This window comes from Streptomyces sp. NPDC093260 (assembly GCF_040683715.1).
GTDB lineage: Bacteria > Actinomycetota > Actinomycetes > Streptomycetales > Streptomycetaceae > Streptomyces > Streptomyces sennicomposti.
Genome location: NZ_JBFBEK010000019.1, coordinates 112,059 through 129,133, shown reverse-complemented (window position 1 = coordinate 129,133; position 17,075 = coordinate 112,059). Strand labels below are relative to the sequence as shown.

The 17,075-nt window shown below is 74.9% G+C and carries 10 protein-coding genes; 6 read left to right on the top strand and 4 right to left on the bottom strand.

Annotated elements, in window-relative coordinates; translation table 11 throughout:
* Positions 1 to 44 precede the first annotated feature (44 nt).
* From AB0N63_RS23880 to AB0N63_RS23865, 4 genes are all read right to left on the bottom strand, one after another.
* Complete coding sequence (locus AB0N63_RS23880) at positions 45 to 1,727, bottom strand: beta-1,3-glucanase family protein (protein ID WP_365531249.1); 1,683 nt, start codon at positions 1,725 to 1,727, stop codon at positions 45 to 47.
* A gap of 122 nt (positions 1,728 to 1,849) precedes the next feature.
* Positions 1,850 to 3,010 (bottom strand): S1 family peptidase, encoded by a 1,161-nt coding sequence (locus AB0N63_RS23875; RefSeq protein ID WP_365531247.1) that lies wholly within the window; start codon positions 3,008 to 3,010, stop codon positions 1,850 to 1,852.
* Positions 3,011 to 3,747: 737 nt separating this feature from the next.
* Complete coding sequence (locus AB0N63_RS23870) at positions 3,748 to 6,123, bottom strand: SpoIIE family protein phosphatase (protein WP_365531245.1); 2,376 nt, start codon at positions 6,121 to 6,123, stop codon at positions 3,748 to 3,750.
* Between the two features lie 336 nt (positions 6,124 to 6,459).
* Positions 6,460 to 6,804: a MerR family transcriptional regulator gene (locus AB0N63_RS23865; RefSeq protein WP_365531243.1), complete on the bottom strand. Its 345-nt coding sequence runs from the start codon at positions 6,802 to 6,804 to the stop codon at positions 6,460 to 6,462.
* A 599-nt stretch (positions 6,805 to 7,403) separates the two neighbouring features.
* On the opposite strand from AB0N63_RS23865, the gene AB0N63_RS23860 reads away from it, so the two are divergent.
* The 6 genes from AB0N63_RS23860 to AB0N63_RS23835 all read left to right on the top strand — a co-directional run bounded on the left by AB0N63_RS23860 (position 7,404) and on the right by AB0N63_RS23835 (position 17,074).
* Positions 7,404 to 7,895: a peptidylprolyl isomerase gene (locus AB0N63_RS23860; protein ID WP_365531241.1), complete on the top strand. Its 492-nt coding sequence runs from the start codon at positions 7,404 to 7,406 to the stop codon at positions 7,893 to 7,895.
* Between the two features lie 291 nt (positions 7,896 to 8,186).
* Positions 8,187 to 8,783, top strand: a complete 597-nt coding sequence (locus AB0N63_RS23855) for a DUF6234 family protein (RefSeq protein WP_365531239.1) — start codon at positions 8,187 to 8,189, stop codon at positions 8,781 to 8,783.
* A 339-nt stretch (positions 8,784 to 9,122) separates the two neighbouring features.
* The gene (locus AB0N63_RS23850; RefSeq protein WP_365531237.1) at positions 9,123 to 10,430 is read left to right on the top strand and encodes an MFS transporter; all 1,308 of its coding nucleotides are present in this window, start codon (positions 9,123 to 9,125) and stop codon (positions 10,428 to 10,430) included.
* A gap of 106 nt (positions 10,431 to 10,536) precedes the next feature.
* Positions 10,537 to 11,817: a condensation domain-containing protein gene (locus AB0N63_RS23845; protein ID WP_365531235.1), complete on the top strand. Its 1,281-nt coding sequence runs from the start codon at positions 10,537 to 10,539 to the stop codon at positions 11,815 to 11,817.
* A 137-nt stretch (positions 11,818 to 11,954) separates the two neighbouring features.
* Positions 11,955 to 15,194 (top strand): amino acid adenylation domain-containing protein, encoded by a 3,240-nt coding sequence (locus AB0N63_RS23840; RefSeq protein ID WP_365531233.1) that lies wholly within the window; start codon positions 11,955 to 11,957, stop codon positions 15,192 to 15,194.
* Positions 15,194 to 17,074: a non-ribosomal peptide synthetase gene (locus AB0N63_RS23835; RefSeq protein WP_365531231.1), complete on the top strand. Its 1,881-nt coding sequence runs from the start codon at positions 15,194 to 15,196 to the stop codon at positions 17,072 to 17,074. Before AB0N63_RS23840 ends, AB0N63_RS23835 begins: the two co-directional genes overlap by 1 nt.
* The last annotated feature ends 1 nt before the right edge of the window (position 17,075 follow it).

Sequence of the window (17,075 nt, the reverse complement as noted above, 5' to 3'; positions counted from 1 at the left end):
CCGGCCGGCGCGGTGACCCGGGCGCGGCGCCGCCGCGCCGCCGGTCAGCGGGTGAAGGTGAACCAGTTGACGTTGACGAACTCCGTGCTGCTCTCGGCGAACGTCAGATACACGTCGTGCACGCCGGTCACCGACCGGGTGACGTTGGCCGGCACGGTCCGCCAGCTCTGCCAGCCGCCGGTGGAGCCGAGGTCGATCTCGGCGATCTGGGGTCCGGTCGCGCTGTCCACCCGCACCCGGATCGCGCCGCTGACGCCCCCGGCCACCCCGGAGGCGACCCGGGCCAGGAACTGGGCCGGTGAGGTGCTGCCGAAGTCCACCGAGGCGTACTTCAGCCAGTCCCCGGCGGCCAGGTAGCCCACGTCGCTGCCGCCGCCCGTGTCGGAGCAGGCCTCGGTCTGCGTACCGCTCTGCGCGCTGTAGCTCTCCGCCTGGATGGTGGCGTACGCGCTGGTCCCGCCCCCGCTCGGCGGCGGGGTGGTGCCCCCGCTGCCGGGACCCAAAGTGATGGTCCAGGAGGTCGGGGCCGGGTCCTGGAGGTGGCCGTCGACCGGGGCGCTGCCGGTGGGGCCGACGTCGTCGTAGGGGAAGGCGTAGCCGATGGTCGCGTACTGGTGCACCAGCCGGGCGTAGTGGTTGGTGACGGACTCCTTGTAGTACTGGGCGGGTGTGACCCCGTTCGGCTGGTTCTGGCCGCCGGAGACCAGCAGGCTGGAGCGGTTGAGGGCGGCGGCCAGGCGCGCGGCGACGGCGGAACGGGCGTCGGCCCCCGAGTTGTACAGCGGGCCGCTCGCGCAGCCGAAGATGTCGGCTGCGGACGGCTTGGTGAACGGCACCCCGTTGGTGTTGAGCCCGGCGAAGGTGAGCACGTCGCCGCTGACCGTGCCCGAGTAGACGCCGATCGAGCCCTGGCCGTCCACGGTGAGGGTGTGGCTGCGGTAGTAGTCCCACACCCGGTCCAGATACGGCTGCCAGTACGAGCCGAAGTCCGCCGGAGCGTGCGAGGGCGCCAGGACCCGCAGGACCGTGCCCGAGGAGTCGGTCGCCACCAGCTGGTCCCAGGGTGCGCCGTCCGCCGCGTGCTGGGACCGCAGCCCGGAGGCGATGGAGGCCAGCGCGCCCGAGGGCAGGGCCGGGACCGACTGGTTCCCGGCGGCGCCGGTGGTCGCCATCGAGACCGGCAGGGCCACCATGTCGACGTAGCTGATGTTGGCGTACAGGTTCGCGGAGTTGTAAGTGAACTCGCAGAACGTCCAACTGGTGTTCCAGTTGGGGTCGGTGCTGGTGAAGCCGGGCTGCACCAGGCCGGGTACGCCGCCGTTGCCGCCCGGCGGATTGACGAAGAACTGGATCTTCCGCCCGGTGGAGAACCAGACGCGGCCGCCGATCACGTACTGGCCGAGCGTCAGACGCGTGGGCGCGGAGCCCGAACTCCCCAGCGGGATCGAGTAGTCGGGTGCCGGGGTGAGTACCGAGGACGGGCTCGGCAGCCGGTGGAACTGACCGTCCGCCGTGACGAAGCCGGGCCAGCCGGAGGTGTCGGCGCCGGAGATGTAGGCGTAGACCGGGGCGGAGCCGCCGGAGTTGTTGGCGAGCGAGATCGGCAACGACGCGGCGGCCAGGCCGCTCGCCTCGGTGCGGGCGGCGGTGGCGGTGCCGGCGGCGGTGAGGGGGAGGGCGGCCGCGGTGGCCGCCGCGGCCGTGAGAAGGGAACGTCGGGAGAGCACGACGGGCTCCTGTGGGGTGTGTGCGATCTGTGCGGTGGGGAGAGGGGCGACATCTCTGTCGCGGACCACGCCGGCCACCGTGGGGGCGGCGGTCGGCGCGGCCGGGAGCGCGGGCGGTCAGCTCACGCGGTGTGCAGGGTGAGGCCGTAGCGGCTCAGGATCTCGTTGATCGGCTGGTACCAGGTCTCGCCTCCGCTGCTGCAGTTGCCCCAGCCGCCGGAGGTGACGCCCTGCGCCTGGTCGCCGCTGATGAACGAGCCGCCGGAGTCGCCCGGTTCGGCACAGACGTTCGTCTTCGTCATCTGGTGGACTGCGCCCTGGCTGTAGTTGACGGTCTCGTTCTTGGCGAGGACGGTGCCGCAGTGCCAGTGCGAGGTCGAGCCCGAGCGGCAGATGGAGGCGCCGATCGGCGCCTCGGCCGAGCCGCGCACGAGCTGGTCGGAGACGGTGCCCCAGCCGAGCACGACGGGCACGGTCCACCAGCCGCTGCCGACGTTGACCCAGGCGTAGTCGTTGTCCGGGAAGCTCGACCCCTGGAAGTTGCCGATGTAGCTGCCGTCCCAGCCGTTCACGGCGGCGCCGGGCGTGGCGCAGTGCCCGGCGGTGACGAAGCCGCCGTACACGGAGAAGCCTATGGAACAGCGCACGTTGCCCGTGTAGTACGGGTCGCCGCCCACGGTGCCCGCCGCGAGGGTGCGCGGCGCCTTGTCGGTCTTGTCCACGGTGACCGGTCCGGCCTTGAGGGCGCGGGCCACGAAGGCCTTGACATCGTTGTCGTCCTGCTGGGCCGCGGCCACGTCGACGATGACCGAGTTGGCCTCGGGATCGACGTGCCAGCCGGTCACTCCGGCGGGCGCGTGCAGGGCGTCGACACGCCGCATCGTGGCGTCCAGCTCCCGTTCGCCGTGCCGGACCAGCTTCACCCGGGCGCCGGTCGCCTCGACGGCCTCGCGGGCGCTGCCGCGGGTGAGGGCCACGACGAGCTGGCCGCTCCTGGCGTCGAACCAGGAACCGCCGTACGCGTCGCCGGCGGCACGCTCGGCGGCGCGCTCGGTCTCGCGGGCCTTCGTCTCGGCGGCGAGCCGGTCGACCGCCTGGCTCCGGGTGAGCCCGAGGTCCTGCTGCATGGCCGTCAACAGGGCGTCGGAGGCGGGGGCTTGGCGCCCGGTGGCGACGGAGGGAGCGGACGCGTCGTCGGCAGCCGCCTCGGTGAGGCCGACGGACGCGGCGGTCAGGAGAAGTCCGGCGGACAGCACTGTGCGGAGAACTGTTGTCTGTCTCAAAGGAGTTGCCTCTCGTCGATCCGAAGGTCGGTGGGGGTGCGAAGGCATGGGGGAGGGGCCTGAGAGCGCTCTCGCGGTCCGGCGGACTCACAGTAGCGCCACCGATTTGGCAGGTCCATACCAGGCGCCAGATGCCCTGGTTCGTCAGGGCCGTTGACGCACCCGCCCCTCCTCGCTGACTTCGACGGCAGTGCTCTCCCCCCTTCGCCATGGGCACCCCGGGCGGCGGGCTCCAGCGGCTACGTCACCTTCGAGACCACGTGCAACCCGGTCGTCCAGGCCAAGGTGGGCGTCCCGTACGTGTCCCAGGCAGGCGCGGCGCCGACCGCACCGCCGAGAACCCGGGTGGGGACTTCGCCGCCACCCGCGCCGCCGAGGGCGCCCGGACCACCCTGCTCGGCAGGGGCACGCGGTCGACGCCGGGCACAAGGCGGTCTACGCCAACTGCTCCGGCTGGGACGTCCACCGCGCCCAGCCGCGGCCCGAAGCCCTCGTCGCCCCCCCCAAGTCGCCTCCGGCACCGCCCAGTCGCTGCTCGACGGCCCCCTGGACGACCCGGACCCCGGCACGAGGAGGGCACCCGGGTGCGGTCGTGGCCCTGCACCGGCAACGCGGCCCGGAACCGGCGGCCGGCCGCCTGACGTACCCCGCGTCGCGGCCCTGACGGGCCTCCCGGGACGGCGCCGGCGGACACCCCCGTGCGGGCGGGTCCGCCGGCGCCGCAGCGCGGGGTCCGTTCACTCGGGCAGGGCCAGCTCCGCCCAGATGGTCTTGCCCGAGGGGCCGTAGCGGCTGCCCCACCGTGTGCTCAACTGCGCGACGAGGAACAGGCCGCGGCCGCCCTCGTCGGCCAGCGACGCGCGCCGCAGCCGGGGCTGGGTGTTGCTCGGGTCGCTGACCTCGCAGACCAGGACGTCGCCGCGGATGAGCCGCAGTCCGATCGGTCCGCCCGCGTAGCGGATCGCGTTCGTGACCAGTTCGCTGACGATCAGCTCGACGGTGAAGTCGAGGTCCGTGAGCCCCCACAGGGCGAGCCGGCCGGAGGCCGCGGCCCGGGCGTCGGCCACGGTCTCGGGGTCGGCAGGGAACTCCCACTGGCCGATGGCGTCCGGGGGCAACGGGCGGACCCGGGCCAGCAGAAGGGCCGTGTCGTCGGGTGCCGGGAGACCGGTCTGCTCGGTCAGGGCGCGGCCCGCCGCCTCCAGGGTGGACCCGGACCGGCGCAGGGCGGTGATCCGGTCGGCGAGCCGGCCCACGGCCGCGTCGATGTCGTCCGCCGGGCGGGTGAGCAGGCCGTCGGTGTACAGGGCGAGCCAGTCGTCGGCGGCCATACGGACGGTGGTCGGCTCGAAGGGCAGCCCGCCGACGCCCAGGGGAGGGCCGGGTTGTACCGGAAGGGGGCGGGCGACGCCGTCCGCCCCGGCCATGATGGGCGGCGGATGCCCGGCGCTGGCCATCGCGCACTGCTCGGCGACCGGGTCGTACAGCGCGACCAGGCAGGTGGCGCCCACCGCGTCGCGGTCCGTCGGGGCGGCCTCCGCGGCCAGCCGGGCGACCAGTTCGTCCAGCCGGGTGAGCAGTTCGTCCGGTGGCAGCTCCAGGTCCGCCAGCGTCTGCACGGCGGTGCGCAGCCGCCCCATGGTGGCGGCGGCGTGCAGACCGTGGCCGACCACGTCCCCGACGACCATCGCCACCCGCAGCGAGGGCAGCGGGATGGCGTCGAACCAGTCCCCGCCGATCTCCGCGCCGCCGGCCGCCGGCAGATACCGGCCGACGGTCTCCAGGGCCGGCCCGCAGGTGCTCGCGGCGGGCAGGAGCCGGCGCTGCAGGGTCACGGCGGCACGGTGCTCGCGGGTGTAGCGGCGCGCGTTGTCCACGCTGAGCGAGGAGTGCGCGGCGATCTCGGTGAGGAGATCGGCGTCCTGCTGGTCGAAGGGCTGCTCCCGGTCGGTGCGCCACGCAGAGATGAACCCCAGGACCAGACCGCGGGCCGTCATGGGCGCGATGACGAGGGAGCGCCCGTCCTTGGGGATGAGGTCGCGGCTCATCAGCGGGACGCCCTCGACGCCCCGCTCGATCGTGGCGCGGTCCATGACGACCGTGCGCCCCTCCTGGAGCAGGCGGAGCCGGGGGTGGTCCGGGAACGGCGGGATCACCGCCCCGGGTCGCACCAGCCCGAGGGGACGACCCTCGGTCGTCTGAAGGGCCATCCGGCGCAGATGGAGGTCGCCGCCGCCGCGGGCCTTGGGCGGCTCGTCGCCGACCAGGACGGCCTCGGCGAGATCGACCGCCGCCACGTCCGCGAGCCCGGGCACCAACACCTCGGCGATGTCCTCGGCGGTGTCGCGCACGTCCAGGGAACGGCCGATGCAGACGGCCGCCCGGTGGCGCAGCCGCAGCCGGCGGGCGGCGAGCCACTGCGCCGTCGCGTCCGCCAGGAGCACGGCGACTCCCGAGGGCCGGCCGTCGCGGTCCGTGGTGCGCACCGCGGTCACCGAGAGGGACCGCTCGCGGACCGGGTGCCCCACGGTGTGCACGTGCTGTTCTTCGGCCACCCGCGGCTCGCCCGTCTCCAGCACCGTGCGCAGCCTCGCCTCGGCCCTGGCGGCGTCCGTGGGCTCCATGACGTCGGCCAGCCGGGTGCCCACGGGCGGGGTCGGCACCTGCTCGGAAGGGAGGTTGGTCCGCAGGACGGTCAGGTCCGCGTCCCGCAGGACGAGCCCGATCCGGTCCTGCGCGAGGAGGGCGCGGAGCAGGGCGGCCCCCTGCTCGGAATCCTCCGCGCGGTCGGCGGGGACGGCGAGCAGCAGCCGCAGCGCGGCGCTCTCCAGGGGCAGGACGCGGCAGTGGACGGCGACGCAGTGGCCGCTCTCGTGCCGCATCAGGGCCGGCCAGCCGGCCGTGCGGGGTGGGGGGGCGAGCAGGGCGTCCGGCACGGCGGCGTCGGCGAACAACTGCGCCACGGGGCGGCCGCAGACCGCCGTCGCGGACCGGCCCAGCAGCTGAGCGGCGGCCCGGGACCAGTGGGCGACCGTGCCCCGCTCGTCGATCAGGGCAGCCGCGACGTCCGTCAGGACGCCGTCGGCGTCGTCACGCTTGCCGCGGGTGGTCATATTCGTCCCTACTGCCCGGATCAGGCAAAGAATGACCCCATTATGTGCTCCGAGGCGCTTTCGCGATGGTTGGTGGGACGTCACACGCGGGGAGTGTCGCGCGGAACGACGGACGCCACCCTCCGGGCGGGGTACGGCGGCGTACGGGCGCGGTGGTCGGTACGCCGCCGTCGCGGGACGCGGGGAGCCCGCCCGATTTGGGCATGGCCATGCCCCGTCCGGCAGACGTGGCCTTCTCGTACCAGTGCCTCCGAACGGTTCCGGCGAAAGGCCGGTGGAGCGTGGTGGCGGCAGCGGATCGCACCCGGCGCGCGGCGACCCCGGTGGGCGGGCCGGTCAGGCAGTGGTCTCCGGCTGCTGCTGGCTGCGTCGGCCGCGCAGTTGCTCGTTGATGCGCTGTGCCTCTTCGAGCTGGTCCTCGAGGATGATGATGCGGCAGGCCGCCTCGATCGGGGTGCCCTGGTCGACGAGTTCGCGGGCGCGGGCGGCGATGCGCAGCTGGTAGCGGGAGTACCGGCGGTGGCCGCCCTCGGAGCGCAGCGGGGTGATCAGACGGTGTTCGCCCAGGGAGCGGAGGAAGGCGGGGGAGGCGCCGAGCATCTCGGCGGCCCGGCCCATGGTGTACGCGGGGTAGTCGTCGTCATCGAGCGGGTCGACGGAGCGGGTACTGCGAGGGGGCATAGACCTCTTCTTCCGGGGCGGACGCGTCGGGGGGCCCGGACGCCGTGACGGCGCCCGGGCCCCGAGCTTGCAACACCATCTACCGGCTGACTGCGCCGGTCCTCTTGCTCCGCAGTTTCCGCCTGGCCGGGCGGGTCTGCGGGGATCGCGGATGCGTGACCGGGGACCACCTTCCAATCCGGGGTCTGCGGTACCCGGGCGGACTCTTCCTCGCCCGGGCGATCCTGATGGCGTTCTTGCTCCTCACCTTCGGTGTTACTCGGTTGTACTGCTGGATACCGCGGGCACTGCTCGCGGCCCCTCGTGGGCCGCGTCCTTCCGTCTGCTCGCACGGCGGCTGCGTGTCCGCCGTGCCCTTTCGACTTCCTGGGTACGAGGGAAATGCTAGCCCGGCCTCCGGGAAATATCTACTCCGGGCGCGACAGTTTTTCTCCCTGGGTGGTGAGGGGACTGCTGTCACGGAGGCGGCAGCAACACTGCCGTCCGCAGTCGCGCCCCGCGACCTGGCCTTTCCGGGCCACGGCCCCGGCACCGCCGGTCCCGACGGACCCACTGTGTCCGTGCGCGGGAGTGAGCCGAACGCTGCATACGATGGCCCGATGACTACAGTGCTGCTCAAGACCTCCGCCGGTGACATCACCCTCGAACTCGACGACGCGAAGGCCCCGAAGACGGTGGCGAACTTCGTCGAGTACGTGAACGCCGGCCACTACACCGACACCGTCTTCCACCGGGTGATCCCGAACTTCATGATCCAGGGGGGCGGTCTGACCGCGGACATGTCGCAGAAGCCGGCGCCCCGGCGCGTGGAGAACGAGGCCAAGAACGGCCTGAGCAACGACAAGTACACGGTGGCCATGGCGCGGACGAGCGATCCCCACTCGGCGAGCGCGCAGTTCTTCATCAACACCGGCGACAACGACTTCCTCAACTACCCGGGCCAGGACGGCTGGGGTTACGCGGTGTTCGGCAAGGTCGTGGCCGGCAGCGACGTGGTGGACGCCATCGAGGCGGTGCCCACCACCTCCAGGGCCGGGCACCGCGACGTGCCGTCGGAGCCCGTGACGATCCTGTCCGCTGAACTGGTCTGAGACCGGACGCGTCCCGCCTGGGCGGGCCTTCCCGCTGGAAAGGGGATCGGCGAGGAGAGGGCGCGGTCCTCTCCTCGCCGCCTCGGCGGCCGCGCCGGCCGGATGTGCCCGTGCGCCGGTCCGGTTGATGTGCCCGTGCGCCGGTCCGGTTCCGGAGCGCCGCCTACGTGCGGGCTCGACCCTCCGGCGGCGGGGCGCCGCCGGTGAAGGCCGCCGCGCCCTCCTGCCCCTTCGCCTGGTCCCGGCGACAGGGGGCCGCGGCTCCGCCTCGTACGCGGCGAGCGCGCCCGAGTGGCCGCTGCCGGACCCGGCCGGCCGCCGGGCCGGCAGGCGGGCGCCGATCAGCGCCTGCGCCGTGCCCATGCCGCTGGTGGGCGAGGCGGCGCAGCCCGCGTCGCCGAGCGGGTGCGACCCGGTCGCGCGACCGCATGTCCGACCGGACCTGGCCGGCGGAGGAGGGGGAGAGTCGTCCGTCGCCGACATGGCCGCCAGCGGGCGCGGCGCCGCGCAGCCGTGACCGGCGAGGGCCTCCCGCACCGTCTCCTTCCTGCTCCGCCGGTCCAGGTCGGCGGCGACGGTGGCGAAGGAGAGTCTGACCGTGGCCGGCTCCGGGTCGCGTCGCCGGCGTCGAACGCGCAGGCCGTCCGGCCCGCTGTCTGTCGGAGCAGTCCGCCGCGGTCCCCCGCGCACACGGACCGGGTGCGGACGCTGCTGGTCGCCGCACTCGTCCTCGCGGTCCTCACGGCGGTTCCCCGGGCCCGGTGCACGGTGATCGCGCATCTGCTGGTGGCCCTCGTGGCGGGCGGAGTGCTCGCGGTCTCGCCCGACGAGTGGGGCAGTCGCCGCACGCCGCCGTCCGGATGGGTCCAGTACGACGCGAACTGGTGAGACGCCGCGCGTGGGCCCGCTTCTCAGCTGGAACGCCACGCCCCATAGCTGGCGGAATAGTCGATTCCGGCACCGAATTGATCATGAGTGCTGGTTTTCGGTCAGGATTGTGCCGGTGGCCGCGCGTGCGCGGTGGCGGGTCCTCTGCCGCCCTTGTGCCTCCCGCGCCCTCTCGCTCCCACTCGTCCTGCGGTGACCGGTGGGCGGCGAATATTCATGCGGACGTATCCCGGGTCTGCCGGAAGTTTTCCGGAGTTGGTGGCGATTGGTCATAAGAATCGACCGAAAGTGACCGGACTGTCTTGACCCCCGATCTGAAGATCCGTGAGGGTCGTTCACATGTCCGACACATCCCGAGCCGCCTCCGGTGGCCCGCTGCGCATGCGCGACTTCCGGATGCTGCTCGCGGGAGCCGCCGCCGGGCAGCTCGGCGCGCAGGTCACGCTGGTGGCCCTGCCCCTCGTCGCCGTTCTCGAACTCGATGCCTCCGCCTTCCAGGTGGGTCTGCTCACCGCCGCGGAGACCGCCGCCTTCCTGCTGGTCGGGCTGCCCGCCGGCGCCCTCACCGACCGGATGCGCAAGCGCCCCCTGATGATCCGCGCGGACCTCGTGCGCGCCGCGGCCATGGCGAGCATCCCCGCCGCCGCGCTCGCTCACGTCCTGACGATGACCCAGCTCTACGCCGTCGCGCTCGTCACCGGCGTGGCCACCGTGTTCTTCGACGTCGCCCACCAGAGCTATCTGCCGCACATCCTGCCCCGCGACCAACTCGTCGCGGGCAACGGCGCGTTGGAGACCGTACGGTCCACCGCCCAGGTCACCGGACCCGGCCTCGGCGGCGGGCTGGTCCAGCTCGTCGGCGCGCACCTCGCCGTCGTCACCGACGCCCTCGGCTACGCCCTCTCCGCCTTCTTCCTCCTGCGCGTCGAACAGCCCGAGGAGAAACCCGAGCCCACCGCCGGCACCTCCCTGCGCAAGGAGATCGGCGAGGGCGTCCGCTTCGTCGTCGGCCACCCGCTGCTCCGCGTCATCGCCCTCACCACCGGCCTCGCCAACCTCTGCGCGGCCGTCCTGATGGCGACGCAGACCGTCCACCTCGTCCGCGTCGTCGGACTGAAGCCCGGCGCGCTCGGGCTGGTGCTGTCGGCGTCGGCGGTCGGCGGACTCCTGGGGGCCCTGTGCGCCGGACGCGTCGCCGCCCGCCTCGGACAGGCCCGCGTCATCCTGCTGTCCGTCCTGGTGACCGGGCCGTTCGCCGTGCTGTGGCCGCTGTCCGGCCACGGAGTCCTCGGCGCGGTCCTCTTCGCCACCGGCTCGGCGGTCCTCGCCTTCGGCGGCGTCGTCTACAACGTCGCCCAGGTCAGCTTCCGCCAGGGGCTGTGCCCCCCACGGCTGCTCGGCCGGATGAACGCCACCCTGCGCTTCCTCATGTGGGGCACCCTGCCGCTCGGCGCCCTCCTCGGCGGTGCCCTCGCCCAGACCTACGGCCCGCGCGCCGCCCTCGCCTGGTGCGCCGCCGGCTTCCTCGCCGTACCGCTGCCCCTGCTGCTCTCGCCGCTGCGCCGGATGCGGGACCTGCCCGGCCCGCGGGAAGACCCCGCGGACCCCGCCGAGGACGCCCGGCCCGCCCCCGCCCCCACCCGCTGAACCCACCCGCCGAACCGGCCCGCCGCACCCCCGGACGGCACCGCCGGGCCGGGCGGCGCGCGAGCCGTGCCCACCGCCCCCCGTACCCCCCCGCCGAGAGGATCCCGTGCCCAGCATCACGAGCCAGTACCTGGACCGCTACCGGCGGCTCACCGCCGGCGACGGGACCGGCGCCCCGCTGCCGGTCACCGGGGCACAGCGTCGCTTCGTACTGGTGCGTGCGCTGGACCCGTCGGGGCGCCCCGACCTGGTGCCGATGTTCTTCGCCTTCCCGCACGGCGCCCTCGACCCCGCGCGGCTGGGGGCGGCGGCCCGCCGGCTGGCCGCCCGGCACACCGCCCTGCGCTCCCGGCCCACCATCGTCCGCGGCACCCCCGTCCTCAGCGTCGGCGAACCGGACGTCCCCGTCACCCGGCCCGTCCCCGCCCCGGGCGAGCGCCCCGCCGCCACGCTCCGCCGCGCGCTCGTCTCCTGGGACGCGCAGGGTCCGCCACTGAGGCTGTTCCTCGTCCACGACGAGGAGCGCCACGAGGACATCCTCGCCGTCGTCCTGGACCACGCAGTCTGCGACGGCCGCTCACTGGCCCGGATCGTCGAGGACCTCGGCGCCGCCTACGCCGAGGACGCAACCGGGGTCGCGCACGAGGAGACGGAGGCCGAACGCGTCGCCTACCGCGACGCCGTCCTCGGCCAACTCGCCGCCGAGGAACGGGCGGACACGCCCGCCGCCGCCGCCCACTGGGCCGGCCGGCTGCGCGCCGTACGGGCGCGGGCCGAGCCGCCGCGCCCGGAACGCCTCCCCGACGGCGCCCTCCCGACCGGCGCGGCGCAGGCGACACTGCCCGCGCACGACGACCGCGTCCCCTTCCCCACGCTGCTCGACGCCTGCCGTGCGGCGGCCCGCACCCTCCACGGACCGGGACACGTCGTCCCGCTCGGCTACCCGTGGGGCGGCCGTCCGGCCGGCGCCGAACCGGTCGTCGGCTGCTTCCTCAACACCGTCGTCTTCCCCGCCGACACGGGCCAGGACCCCGCCCCGGAGGCGACCGCCGACGCCTGGTGGGACGACCTCGACCACGCCGACGCGCCGTTCGACGCGGTCGTGACCGCCGTACGGGCCACCGGCTCCGGCTGGACCGGCGGCCTGGCCGGACTCCTCACCGTGGACGACGACAGCCGCCGCCCGCCCCTCCGGCTGGGCGGCGTCGAGGGCCGGGAGGTCCACGTCGACGGAAGACCCGTCCGCGCCCCCTTCGCCGTGTCCGTCACCCAGGGGGCGGACATCCGGCTGCGGATGGCGTGGGACCGCGCGGTCCTCGCCGACGACGCCGCGCGGCGGGCGTTCGACGCGCTCACCGGCGCACTGCGCCACCCGCACACCCTTTAGCCCCCGACCGCCGTCCAGAGAACCCACTTCGGATGGGCGCCTCCGCGCGACCCGCGGAGCCGCCCCGTACGACCGCCGCCGGACACGACCGTGACCGGCACGGACCACCACCGCCCCGACGACCTCAGGGATCGCCCATGCTTCCGCTCTCCTCCTCGCAGGAGATCGTCTGGCTGCACGAACAGATGCAGCCGGGCAGCCGCGCCTACAACTTCACGGCCTCTCTGGACCTTTGGGGCGCCCTCGACCCCGAGGCACTGCGCCAGGGACTCGCCGCCACCCTCGCCCGCCACCCCGGCCTGCGGCTCGAACTCCTCGCCGCCGAAGGGTCCGTGCCCCGCCAGCGGGTCGCGTCCCAGTGCGGACCCAGACTCCTCACCGTCGACTTGAGCGGCGAGAACGACCCCGAGGCGGCCTTCGCGCGGCTGCTGCGCACCGAGGCCGGGACACCCCTCGACACCTTCGAGGCGCCGCTGATCCGCTGGACGCTCGTCCGGCTCGCCGAGCGCCACCACCGGCTGATCCACGTGGAACACCACCTCATCCACGACGGCCACTCCTTCGCGATCCTGCTCGACGACGTGTTCCGCGTCTACCGCGCCCACGTCCTCGGGGAGACCCCCCAGCTTCCGCCCGCCTCGTCGTACGCCGACCACGTCGAGGCCCGCGCCCAAGCGCCGTACGCCGCCGAGTCACTGGACTTCTGGCGCACCGAACTGCGGGACCAGCCCCACGACCTGCCGCTGCCCGGCCTCGCCCGCCCCGGCGCCCGCCGCCGGCACCACGGCGGCCAGCTGCGGCAGACCGTAGGCGCCGACCTCGCCGAACGCCTGCGCGCCCACACCCGCTCCCGCGGCCTCACGCCCTTCGCCACCCTCCTCGGTCTCTTCGCCGAACTGCTGCGCCGTCACAGCGGTCGCTCCCGGATGACCATCGGCACCGCCGTCGGCAACCGGCCCCGCGGCTACGAGGAGGCGGTCGGCATGTTCGTCAACACCATCCCGCTGCCGCTCGCCCTCGACGCCGCCGCGCCCGCCCAGGACGCCATGGACGAGGTCACCGACACCCTCATCCGCGCCCTGCCGCACCAGGACGTGCCGGTCCAGGAGCTGACCCGGACGCTCGGCATGCACACCTCCGGCGCCGACAACCCGCTGTTCTCCGTCATGTTCAGCGCCCACGACGCCCCGCTGCCCGAGATCGACGTGCCCGGCCTCGACATCACCCTGTTCGAGGGGTTCAACACCGGCACCACCCGCTTCGACCTCGACGTGGTGCTGCTGCCGGACGACCGGCGCGGCGTCACCCCGCGCCACGGCGCACCCGGTATGACCCTGGTCTGGGACTACGACGCCGACCTCTTCGGCGAGGACGTCGCCCGGCTGCTCGCCGGCCGGTTCCTTGACCTGCTGCGCGCCTATCTCGACGCCCCCGACGCCCCGTTGGCCGATCTGGCGCCCGCCGCCGTGCGGCCGGCCGCCGAGCCGGCGTCGGTCCCGGCCGACCGCGATCCGCTGGATCCCGTGGCCGCCCACCACCCGTCCCTGCCCGCCCTGTTGTGCGGCGCTCGCCGCCTCACCTACGGCGAACTCGACCACAGTGTCGGTGCGTTGGCCGAGCGGCTGCGCGGCGCGGGGGTGCGGGCCGGGCAGCCGGTGGCCGTCGTGCTGCCCCGGGGCGCGGACTCGGTCGTCGCCCTGCTGGCGTGTCTGCGCACCGGCGCGGTCTACTGCCCGCTGTCCCCGTCCGACCCGCCCGCCCGGCTCGCGCTCCTGCTGGACCGGCTCGCCCCGGCCCTCGTCCTCACCGGCGACGGCGCCCCGGAACTGCCGGACACGCTGCCGACCGCCCGCGTGGACGCCCCGGTCCTGCCCCGCGCCCGCCCCGCCGCCGTCCTGCCCGGCGCCACCTACGTCATCCACACCTCCGGCTCCACCGGCGTCCCGAAGCCCGTCGCCGTGGGCCGCGCCGCGCTGGAGCACCATCTCACCGCGGCCGCCGACCGGTTCGGCCTCACCTCCGCCGACCGGGTCCTGATGTTCGCCCAGCCGTCCTTCGACGTCGCGCTGGAGGAGGTCCTGCCGACGCTCCACGTGGGCGCGTGCCTGGTCGTGCCCGAGCACGAGGTGCCCACCGGCCCCGAACTCGCCGACCTGCTCGCCGCCGCCCGCGTCACCGTCACCAACCTGCCCACCAGTTACTTCCTCGCCACCCGCGAGGACCTGCGGCCCGTGCTGCGCGACGGCGCCTGGACGCCGCGGCTCCTCGTCCTGGGCGGCGAGCGCCTGCCCGCCGAGGCGCTGCGCGGCTTCCTCGCCGACACCGGCGCCACCGTCCTCAACGTGTACGGCGTCACCGAGGCGGCCATCAGCTCCACCGTCCACGAGATCTCCCGCGACGCCCTCGCCGACGGCGCGGAGATCCCGCTCGGCGCCGAACTGCCGGGCGAGCGCGTCCACGTCCTGGACGAGCACCGCCGCCCGCTGCCCGACGGCGCCGTCGGTGAACTCGCCGTCGCCGGACCCGGCCTCGCCGAGGGCTACGCGGGCAACCCGGAGGCGACGGCCGCCCGCTTCGTCACCGTGGACGCGCTCGGCGGCGAGCGGGTCTACCTCACCGGCGACCTCGGCTACCGGGGCACGGACGGCCTGCTGTACTTCCTCGGGCGGCGTGACCACCAGATCAAGCTGCGCGGCCACCGCATCGAGCTGGAGGAGATCGAGGCGGCGGCCTCCGCCGCGCTCGGCGGCCGGTCCTGCGCCGTCGTACTCGACCAGGAGCACCCCGGCGGCCCCCGCCTCGTCGGCTTCCTGGAGGACGGCGACCGGCGCGCCGGCCTCGACGAGCGGGCCCTGCACACCGAGCTGAGCCGTCGCCTGCCCGGCCCGCTCGTGCCCGCCCGGTGGGCACGGCTGGACGCCATGCCGACCCTCGCCGGCGGCAAACCCGACCGTACGGCGCTGGCCCGCCGGGCCGCCGCGCTCGACCCCGTGACGGCCACCGCGTCCGGAGACGGAACCGACGCCGGGACCGGGGCCCCCGCCGGGACCGGATCGGCCGCCGTGGCCGGAACCGCCGCCGGTTCCGCAGCCGCGGGCGCGGCCGCTGCGGGACCCGTGGCCGGCGTCGTGCCCGAGGATCCGATGACCGCCCTGCTCGCGGAGGGCTGGCGCACGGTCCTCGGCCACAGCCGCTTCGACGCCCGCTCCCACTTCTTCCGCAGCGGGGGCCACTCCCTGCTCGCCGCCGAGCTGGCGGCCTGGCTGGAGCCCCGGCTCGGCACCCGCCCGCCGCTGAAGGTGCTCTTCCGCAACCCGGTGCTCGCCGACCAGGCCGACGCCCTCGCCGCCACCGCCACCCCCTCGACGGAGTCGTGATGACCACCCTGACCCCGCCCGCTGCCGCCACCGCCGCGGTGAGCATCGCCCACGGCACCGGCGCCGAACCGGGCGCCGTCCTCGCCCGCTTCGAGGACCGGCTCCGGCGCACCCCGCACGCCGCCGCCGTCATCGACGGGACGCGCACCTGGACGTACCAGGACCTCGGCACCGCCGCCACGGGCCTCGCCGCCGCCCTCGGCGACCGCGTAGGGCCCGGCGACGTGGTCGGCGTCTGCCTGGACCGCTCCACCGCCCTCGTGGTGACCGCCGTCGCACTCGCCCGCACCGGCGCCGTCTACCTGCCCCTCGGCCCCCGTCCCGGCCCGCGCCGCACCCAGGCCGTCACCGAGGACCTGGACGTCGCCTGCCTGATCGGCGACCTTGACGTCCTGCCCGACAGCCACCGGGCGGGGGAGCTTGTCCCGCTGCCCCTGCCCACCGACGGCGTGAACGCCCCCGCCGGGGCGGTCGCGGCCTTCGCCGCCGGCGGCCGCGGCACGCGCCGCGCGCCGGAGGGCACCCTGTACGCCGTCCTCACCTCCGGGTCCACCGGGCGGCCCAAGGCGGTCGCGGTGGCCGAGGCGTCGCTGTCCGTCGCCCTCGACTGGTACCGGACGGAGACCGGCCTGGCCCCCGGCGACCGCCAGTCCCTGCTCATCGGCGTCGCCTTCGACCCGCACCTGCTGGAGCTGTGGGGCGGACTGACCTCCGGCGCCGCTCTCGTCCCGGCCCCCGACGACGTCCGCTGGGACGCGCACGTGCTCACCGACTGGTGGCGCGAGGCCGCGGTCACCGTGTCGGTGGCGGCCACCCCCACCGTCGAACCGCTCCTGGACCGGCCCTGGCCACGCGATCTGAGGCTGCGCCACCTCGTCGTCGGCGGCGACCGGATGCGCCGCCGCCCCGGCCCCGACGTCACCGCCACCGTCCACAACGCCTACGGCCCCGCCGAGGCCACCGTCCTCGCCACCGCGTACGCCATGCGCGGCACCGACGCGCGGGCGGGCGACACGGCCCCGCCGCCCATCGGCACCCCCCTGCCCGGCGTCACCGTCGTCGTGACGGACGAGGACGGCCGCGCCGTCGCCCGCGGACAGGACGGTGAACTGCGCATCGGCGGCCACTGCCTGGCCCTCGGCTATCTCGACCCCGAGCTGACCGCGCGGCGGTTCACCGCCCCGCCCGAGGACGCGGAACTGCCCGGCGTCGAGCGCCTGTACCGCACCGGCGACCGGGTGCGGATGACCGCCGACGGCGTCCTGGAGTTCCTGGGCCGCCTGGACGACCAGGTCAAGATCAGCGGGGTGCGGATCGAACCGGCCGAGGTGGAGGCCGCGTTCGAGCAGGACGCGCGGGTGCGCAGCGCCGTCGTCACGGTGCAGCGCGACCCCGCCGGGCACGCCCGGCTCGTCGCGCACGTCCGGCCCGCCCAAGGCGCCCGCCCCGAGTCCGCCGAGCTGCTGGCCGCGGTCCGCACCTGGCTGCCCGAGCAGGCCGTTCCCGGCGCCGTACGACTGGTCGACGGCTACCCCCTCGACGCCAACGGCAAAGTCGACCGGGCCGCCCTCGCGGCCGAGGGCTCCGCGCCCACGGGCACCGTCGCGGACGACCTCACCGGTGCCACCCCGGGCGAACGGCTCGTCCTGACGGCGGTACGCGACCTCCTCGGCCGGCCCGCCACCACCCTCGGCGACAACTTCACCGACGCCGGCGGCACTTCGGTGGTCGCCGCCCGGCTGCTGGCGGCCGTCGAACGCGAGACGGGCGTACGCCCGCGCGCCCACGAACTGCTGCGCAGCACCGACCTGCGCGCCTTCGCCGCCCGCATCGACACCCTCCTCGACCAGCGCCGGACCCCGCGCCCGGCAGGAGCATGAC

Coding starts and splice junctions, on each gene's coding strand:
- AB0N63_RS23850 (WP_365531237.1), top strand. CDS start 9,123: ATGTCCGACACATCCCGAGCCGCCTCCGGTGGCCCGCTGCGCATGCGC.
- AB0N63_RS23860 (WP_365531241.1), top strand. CDS start 7,404: ATGACTACAGTGCTGCTCAAGACCTCCGCCGGTGACATCACCCTCGAA.
- AB0N63_RS23870 (WP_365531245.1), bottom strand. CDS start 6,123: ATGACCACCCGCGGCAAGCGTGACGACGCCGACGGCGTCCTGACGGAC.
- AB0N63_RS23840 (WP_365531233.1), top strand. CDS start 11,955: ATGCTTCCGCTCTCCTCCTCGCAGGAGATCGTCTGGCTGCACGAACAG.
- AB0N63_RS23865 (WP_365531243.1), bottom strand. CDS start 6,804: ATGCCCCCTCGCAGTACCCGCTCCGTCGACCCGCTCGATGACGACGAC.
- AB0N63_RS23835 (WP_365531231.1), top strand. CDS start 15,194: ATGACCACCCTGACCCCGCCCGCTGCCGCCACCGCCGCGGTGAGCATC.